Origin of the sequence: Aeromonas sp. R1-1 (assembly GCF_040908495.1) — a bacterium.
GTDB lineage: Bacteria > Pseudomonadota > Gammaproteobacteria > Enterobacterales > Aeromonadaceae > Aeromonas > Aeromonas veronii.
This window is the reverse complement of record NZ_JBFODV010000140.1, coordinates 1-7,358: the sequence shown is the minus strand read 5'-3', so window position 1 is coordinate 7,358 and position 7,358 is coordinate 1. Positions and strand designations below refer to the sequence as shown.

The following is a 7,358-nucleotide window of genomic DNA, read 5'->3' as shown; positions in this document are numbered from 1 at the left end:
GGCAGATCAGATTGCCGCCCTCAAGCGCACCCGTCAGGTGCAGGAGACTGTGCGTATCTATGCCCCCAGCAGCGGCTATGTCTCCGAGCTGAAGGTGCGCGAAGGCCAGTATGTGGAGCCCGCAGCGGCGCTCTTTAACATCAGCACCCTCAAGCAGGTGTGGGTGAGTGCCGAGGTATTCGAGCGCCAGGCGGCCCAGCTGAAGGTGGGCGATCCGGTCACCATGACCCTCGACTATGCCCCCGGCCGCCACTGGCAGGGCCGGGTCGATTACCTCTACCCGACTCTGGATGCCACCACCCGCACCATCAAGGTACGGCTGCGCTTTGCCAACCCGGACGAGTTCCTGAAACCCAATATGTTCGCCAAGGTGACGATTCAGGAGGGCAAGGGAGAGCCACAATTGGTAGTGCCGAGCGAAGCTGTGATCCGCACCGGCAGCCAGGACCGGCTGGTGCTGGCGCTGGGGGATGGCAGCTTCAAATCGGTCGCTGTCACCCTGGGCCCCCAGTTTGGCGACAAGGTGGCCATCAAGGCAGGGGTAGAGGCTGGGGATAACATCGTCAGCTCGGCCCAGTTCCTGCTCGACTCGGAATCGGCCATCGATTCCGACTTTCAGCGTATGACGGCGGTACGCCCCGCTCAGGTGTGGACCCAGGGCGAGGTTGAAAGCATCGATCTGGCCAACCGCACCCTGATGGTCTCCCACCAGCCCATCCCCGAGTGGCAGTGGCCCGCCATGGAGATGGAGTTCGCCGTCGCCGACGGGGTCGATATCAGCAAGCTGGCCGAGGGGCAGACCCTGCACCTGCAGGTGATGCAGGAGGGGGATGAGTACCGCATCACCAATATCCATCAGGAGAAGGCACCCGCTACTGACAGCCACGCCAAGCCCGCAACGGATGAGATGGACAGGATGGAAGACATGGACCATAGCCAGCATCAGATGGCGATGCCCGAGATGGAGAAGAAGTCATGATCCCTTCCATCATTCGCTACGTTGCCAACAAACAGGCTCAGCTCTCTGCACAAAATGAGCAAGGAGCAAAACCATGATCCCGTCGATTATTCGCTGGTCCATCGGCAACCGCTTTCTGGTGCTGCTATTGACCCTCATGCTCACCGCCTGGGGGCTCTGGTCGGTCAAACAGACCCCGGTGGACGCCCTGCCGGATCTCTCCGACGTGCAGGTGATCATCAAGACCTCCTATCCGGGCCAGGCGCCCCAAGTAGTTGAGGATCAGGTGACCTACCCGCTCACCACCGCCATGCTGGCGGTGCCGGGGGCAACCACGGTGCGCGGCTACTCCTTCTTCGGCGACTCCTTCGTCTATGTGTTGTTTGACGACAACACCGACCTCTACTGGGCCCGCGCCCGGGTGCTGGAGTATTTGAGCCAGGTTGCGCCCAACCTGCCCGCCTCCGCCCGTCCCCAGCTCGGCCCCGATGCCACCGGGGTGGGCTGGGTCTATCAGTACGCGCTGGTGGACAAAACCGGCAAGCATGACCTCAGCCAGCTCACCTCGCTGCAGAACTGGTTCCTCAAGTACGAGCTGCAGACGGTGGACGGGGTCTCCGAAGTCGCCACCGTGGGCGGCATGGTGCGCCAGTATCAGGTGCGGGTCGATCCGGACAAACTGCGCGCCTACGGCATCCCGCTCTCCCTTATCGAGACCGCCATCAAGCAGGGCAATCAGGAGACCGGCGCCTCCGTCATCGAGATGGCGGAAGCGGAGTACATGGTGCGCTCCAACGGCTATCTGAAAAGCGTGGAGGATCTGAAGCAGATCCCGCTCGGTACCAATGTGCGCGGCGCCCCGCTGCTGCTGGGTGACGTGGCGGATGTGGTCACCGGCCCCCAGAGCCGGCGCGGCCTGGCCGAGCTCAACGGTGAAGGGGAAGTGGTGGGCGGCATCATCGTCATGCGCTACGGCGAGAATGCCCAGCACACCATCGACGGGGTCAAGGCGCGGCTCGCCCAGCTGAAAAGCAGCCTGCCGGAGGGGGTGGAGGTCGTCACCGTCTACGACCGATCCGATCTTATCCAGCGCGCCATCGACAACCTCTCCGGCAAGCTGCTGGAGGAGTTCGCGGTGGTGGTGCTGGTCTGCCTCGCCTTCCTGTTCCACCTGCGCTCGTCGCTGGTGGTGGTCATCTCCTTGCCCATCGCCATCCTGACCGCCTTTATCGTGATGCACCTGCAGGGGATCAACGCCAACATCATGTCGCTGGGGGGCATCGCCATCGCCATCGGCGCCATGGTGGATGGCGCCATCGTGATGATCGAGAACGTCCACAAGCACATGGAGCGGGAGGCGCTCACCGACAAGAACCGCTGGCGCATCATCACCGAGGCGAGCATCGAGGTGGGACCCGCCATCTTCTTCTCCCTGCTGATCATCACCATCAGCTTCTTGCCGGTGTTCGCGCTGGAGGCACAGGAGGGGCGGATGTTCCACCCGCTCGCCTACACCAAAACCTACGCCATGGCCGCCGCGGCCGGGCTCGCCATCACGCTCGTTCCAGTAATGATGGGGTACTTCATCCGTGGCAAGGTGCTGGCGGAGCAGGCCAACCCGCTCAACCGCTGGCTAAGCCAGGGCTATGTGCCACTGCTCAAAGCCGTGCTGGCCCGTCCGAAAACCACCCTGGCCATCGCCGCCGTGGTGACGGTGGCGGGCTTCTGGCCGCTCAAGTACCTGGGCTCCGAGTTCATTCCGCCGCTCGATGAGGGGGACATCATGTATATGCCCACCACCGCGACTAATATCTCGGTGGGCAAGGCGCGGGAGATTTTGCAGCAGACCGACAAGCTCATTCGTACCGTGCCCGAGGTACAGAACGTGTTCGGCAAGGCAGGGCGCGCCGAATCGGCCACCGACCCCGCCGATCTGGTGATGATGGAGACCAGCATCCAGCTCAAGCCACGCGACCAGTGGCGTCCCGGCATGACCCCGGAGAAGCTGAAAGAGGAGCTCGACTCCCTCATCCGCTTCCCCGGCCTCACCAACGCCTGGGTGCCCCCCATCAAGACCCGCATCGACATGCTGGCCACCGGCATCAAGACCCCGGTGGGAATCAAGATAGCGGGGCCGGATCTCAAGGTGATCCAGCAGCTCGGCCAGCAGCTTGAGCAAGTAGTCGGCAAGGTGGAGGGCGCCTCATCGGTCTACGCCGAGCGGGTCGCCGGTGGCCGCTACGTCAAGGTGGATATCGACCGGCTGAAAGCGGCCCGCTACGGCCTCAACATTGCCGACGTACAGGCGGTGCTCGCCACCGCGGTGGGCGGCATGGAGGTGGGCCAGACCATCGAAGGGCGCGAGCGTTACCCCATCAACCTGCGCTACCCCCAGAGCTATCGCGACTCGGTAGCCAGCCTCGAGCTGCTGCCAGTGGTCACTCCGAGCGGCGCGCGCATCGCGCTGGCGGATGTGGCCCGGGTCTACATCAGCGACGAGGCTCCCATGCTGCGCAGTGAAAACGCGCGGCTCAACGGCTGGGTCTACGTCGATATTCGCGGCCGCGATATCGGCTCTTTTGTAACTGAGGCCAAGGCAGAGGTAGGCAAGCAGCTGGTGCTGCCGGCGGGCTACGCCCTCACCTGGTCCGGCCAATACGAGTACATGGAGCGGGCCAAGGCGCGCCTCGCCTACGTGGTGCCACTCACGGTAGCCATTATCGTGCTGCTGCTCTATCTGGCGTTTCGTCGCGTTCAGGAGGTACTGCTCATTCTCACCACCTTGCCGCTGGCGGTGGTGGGGGGGATCTGGACCCTCTGGCTGCTCGACTTCAACCTCTCGGTGGCGGTCGGGGTGGGCTTTATCGCTCTGGCCGGGGTGGCGGTCGAGACCGGCGTCCTGATGCTGGTCTACCTCAACCATGCCTGGGATGACCTCGTGGCCTGCGGCAAACCGGACAAGGCGGGGCTGCACCGGACGGTGATCCACGGCGCCGCCCTGCGCCTGCGCCCCAAGATGATGACGGTGGTCACCATCATCGCTGGCCTCTTGCCCATCATGTGGAGCCACGGCACCGGATCCGAGGTGATGCAGCGCATCGCCGCCCCCATGATCGGCGGCATGGTGAGCGCGCTGGTGCTGACCCTGCTGGTGCTGCCAGCGGCCTATTACCTGTGGCGCAGTCGCAGCCTTGGCAAGGGCGCGAACCCGCAATCCGAATAACCCGATTTCACGATCCATATTGACTGAACGATGAGGAAACCATCATGAACTACAAGACGCTGACCCTGACATTGCTGCTTGGCCTTGCCACCCAGACCAACCTGCAAGCCGAAGAGATGATACACCATGAAGGGCACGAGATGAGCCAGACGGGTGAGATGAGCGAACAGGGCGCAATGGTGATGACCAAGGGGGTCATTACCCGCCTCGATGAGGGGAGCGGCAAGGTCGGCATCAAGCACGAGGCGCTCGAGAATCTCAAGATGCCCCCCATGACCATGGTCTTTCGAGTGGCAGATCCGGCCCAGCTCAAGGGGCTGAAGGTGGGGGATGCCATCCACTTTCATGCCGAAAGCCAGAGCGGCAAGCTCACAGTGACAGCCATCCAGCCGCAATAAACGGCTCTGGCTCGCCGAAAAGGCCACGATAGACAGTGACAACGCAAGAGGGAGGCATCAGCCTCCCTCTTCTTTTGCTCAACCTGTTCGTTGGATCAACCTCTGGTGCGCATGGCACTCAGCTGCGGGTTGCCAGCAACTGCTCCACATCCTCGATCACCTTAAGGGCCGCCTGCGGGCCGCCGCTGGAGGTCCAGAGCGACCCGTCAACGGCGCCAAAGCGCTTGGCCTTGATCACCGGCAGTTGCTGGAACGCCGGGGTCTGCTCCGCCTGACGCATGGCATCCACCGCATCACCGCTGGCGCTCAGAGTGCCGACCACCAGCCAGTCAGCATCCAGCAGGTTGAGGGACTCCAGACTCAGCGCCGGTGAGTGGGGCGCGCCAGCCCCCTGTTGTTTGTCCGGACGCACCAGTCCCATCGACTCCACTACGCTGCTGGCAAAGGTGCCCTGATACATAAAGCTCGGCCCCTTGGGATTCCAGCGCACTATGCTGATGCTCTCCCCCTGATGCTTGGCCAGCTTGCTGCGGGCCTGAGTCAACCGCTCAGCATACTGCAGCAAGAAAGTATCCCCTTGCTGGTCGCGGTTAAGGGTGTGGGCGGTGCGGCGGAAGCTATCCTGCCACGGCTCACCCCACTTGCTGGTCACCACGGTCGGCGCGATCTCCCCCAGCAAGGTCAGCAGCTCGGGACGGGTCTGGCCAGTCAGGATAAGGTCGGGCTCCAGCGCAATCAGCGACTCCAGATTGGGGCTGTCGAGATCACCGATCACCTGGATCCCCATGCCCGCCTTGTTCAGCAAATAGCGGGGCAAGGTGGGTTGACCACGGCCATTGACGGCGCCGATGGGGGTCAGCCCCAGGGTCAGGGTGCTGTCGAGTTCGAGCTCGCTCAGCACCACCACCCGCGTTGGCTGGACTGGCACCTGCACCTTCTGGCCAAACGCATCGGTCACTTCACGCATCTCCTGCGCCTGAACCAGCGGCGCGGCCAGCATCAGGATGGCTGCTGCCAGGGCGGCAAAACGCTTCATCATCTCACTCCTTCTCGTTGCACGGCCCGGATAATCGGCCGCGTGAATATACTCATTGGGCCCACAGAACAGGCCCATATGACTCAACTCGCCGAACGCAGGGTGCGGCCATGTTCGTGGCGACGGGGCACGATAATGGGCGCCCCGTCGCCGGGGGCATGCAGAATGTCGACACTGGTCTGGTAGAGCTGGTCGATAAGGGATTTGGTCACCACCTCCCGGGCCGGGCCCATGGCGGCAATGGTCCCCTCGCCGATGGCGATCAGCTCGTCACAGTAGCGGGCCGCCATCGCCAGATCGTGGATCACCAGCAGCACGGTTTTGCCCTCGGCAGTGATGCGATGGATCGCCTCCATCACCTCGGTCTGGTGACCGATATCGAGGGCGCTGGTGGGCTCGTCGAGCAGCACCATGTCGCTGTCCTGCGCCAGGATCATCGCAAGCCAGGCCCGCTGCGCCTGCCCGCCGGAGAGGGACGCGGCGCTCTGCTGCCAGATGCTTTCAAGCTGCATCCGCTCGCAGGCGCTGCGCACCATGCTGGCATCCTCCTCACCCCACTGATTGAACCAGCCTTGATGAGGGTGGCGGCCATACTGCACCAGCTGCTCCACCAGAATGCCGGCAGGCAGGGTCGGCCGCTGGGGCAGATAGGCGAGCTCCCGCGCCAGCCCCTTCATGGGGTAGCTGGCGAGCGGCTTGCCTTTGAGCAGGATCTCGCCGCGTTGGGCTTTCATCTGGCCGGATAACAGCTTGAGCAGGGTCGATTTGCCGCAGCCATTGGGGCCGACGATCCCCACCAGCTTGCCCCTCGGCACGCTGAAGGAGATATCCCGCAAAATGGGGGTCTGCTGATAGGCGAAATGGAGGCGATTTACGGTGAGCGTCATCAGTCAGCCCTCTGGCGATCGTTAACAAGAAGAAACAGCAGCAACAGGCCGCCGAGAATGCGGGTCATGATACCGGTCGCCACCTCGTGGGGGCTGGCCAGCACCCGGACCAGGGTATCGCTGGCAAGCAGCAGCAGGGCGCCGCTAAGCGCAGCCAGCCAGAGCGGCACCACCCGGTCTTTTACCAGCCAGGAGGCAAGAATGGGGGCCGCCATGGCGATAAAGACCACGGGCCCGCCGATGGCGGTGCCGAGCGCCGCCACCAGAATGGCCTGGGCTAGAATGCCCAGTTGCACCCGATCGCCGTTGACGCCAAGCCCTCTGGCCATCTCGGGGCCAAAGCGCAGCACCGCCAGCGAGCGGGAGAGATAGACGATCCACGGGCAGAGTAGCAGCAACAGGATGGCAATCGGGGTGATAGTGCTGTAACCCACGGCGATAAAGCTGCCCATGTTCCACAGATAGAGGGAGCTCAAGTGCAGCAAAGCCTGGGTGGACATCACAAACTGGCCGAGCGCCTCGAACAGCTCGGAGAGGCCGATACCGATCACCACGAACAGATAGCCCTGCTCACCCGGTTTGCGGCAGAGGGCATAGAGCACCAGCGCCGCGAAGATGGCGCCGATGGGGGCCGCCCACCAGGGCCAGCTGCCCACGGTCAGGTAGAGGGAGAAGACGATGATGGCCAGAGAGGCGCCGTTGTTGACCCCCACCATGTCGGGTGTGGCCAGCCGGTTGCGCACCAGAGTTTGCACCAGACAGCCGGAGAGCCCCATGGCCGCCCCCGCCACCACGACCCCAAGGATGCGCGGCAGCCGGATCTTGAACAGGGTGAGCTGCTCAAGCCGCGTCCCCT

6 protein-coding genes are annotated in these 7,358 nt (G+C 63.5%); 3 read left to right on the top strand and 3 right to left on the bottom strand.

Going from position 1 to position 7,358, the window contains the following annotated elements; translation table 11 throughout:
• The 3 genes from AB5Y92_RS08160 to AB5Y92_RS08150 all read left to right on the top strand — a co-directional run.
• Positions 1-979 (top strand): efflux RND transporter periplasmic adaptor subunit (locus AB5Y92_RS08160; RefSeq protein ID WP_368226417.1); only part of this gene is annotated, 979 nt, incomplete at its 5' end.
• A gap of 73 nt (positions 980-1,052) precedes the next feature.
• Positions 1,053-4,181 (top strand): efflux RND transporter permease subunit, encoded by a 3,129-nt coding sequence (locus AB5Y92_RS08155; RefSeq protein ID WP_368226415.1) that lies wholly within the window; start codon positions 1,053-1,055, stop codon positions 4,179-4,181.
• A 44-nt stretch (positions 4,182-4,225) separates the two neighbouring features.
• Positions 4,226-4,579 carry a copper-binding protein gene (locus AB5Y92_RS08150; protein ID WP_368226413.1) on the top strand — a complete coding sequence of 118 codons (354 nt, stop codon included), beginning with the start codon at positions 4,226-4,228 and terminating at the stop codon, positions 4,577-4,579.
• 118 nt (positions 4,580-4,697) lie between these two features.
• Here AB5Y92_RS08150 and AB5Y92_RS08145 read toward each other — a convergent pair whose 3' ends face one another.
• From AB5Y92_RS08145 to AB5Y92_RS08135, 3 genes are all read right to left on the bottom strand, one after another.
• On the bottom strand, positions 4,698-5,615 hold the full coding sequence (locus tag AB5Y92_RS08145) for an ABC transporter substrate-binding protein (RefSeq protein WP_368226418.1): 918 nt from the start codon (positions 5,613-5,615) through the stop codon (positions 4,698-4,700).
• A gap of 83 nt (positions 5,616-5,698) precedes the next feature.
• Positions 5,699-6,502: an ABC transporter ATP-binding protein gene (locus AB5Y92_RS08140; protein ID WP_368226411.1), complete on the bottom strand. Its 804-nt coding sequence runs from the start codon at positions 6,500-6,502 to the stop codon at positions 5,699-5,701.
• The coding region (locus tag AB5Y92_RS08135) for a FecCD family ABC transporter permease (RefSeq protein ID WP_368226410.1) at positions 6,502-7,358 on the bottom strand (857 nt) is incomplete at its 5' end. The genes AB5Y92_RS08140 and AB5Y92_RS08135, both read right to left, overlap by 1 nt.

What these genes read in the sequence shown, in the direction of transcription:
- AB5Y92_RS08140 (WP_368226411.1), bottom strand. Translation starts at nt 6,502, where the DNA reads ATGACGCTCACCGTAAATCGCCTCCATTTCGCCTATCAGCAGACCCCC.
- AB5Y92_RS08150 (WP_368226413.1), top strand. Translation starts at nt 4,226, where the DNA reads ATGAACTACAAGACGCTGACCCTGACATTGCTGCTTGGCCTTGCCACC.
- AB5Y92_RS08145 (WP_368226418.1), bottom strand. Translation starts at nt 5,615, where the DNA reads ATGAAGCGTTTTGCCGCCCTGGCAGCAGCCATCCTGATGCTGGCCGCG.
- AB5Y92_RS08155 (WP_368226415.1), top strand. Translation starts at nt 1,053, where the DNA reads ATGATCCCGTCGATTATTCGCTGGTCCATCGGCAACCGCTTTCTGGTG.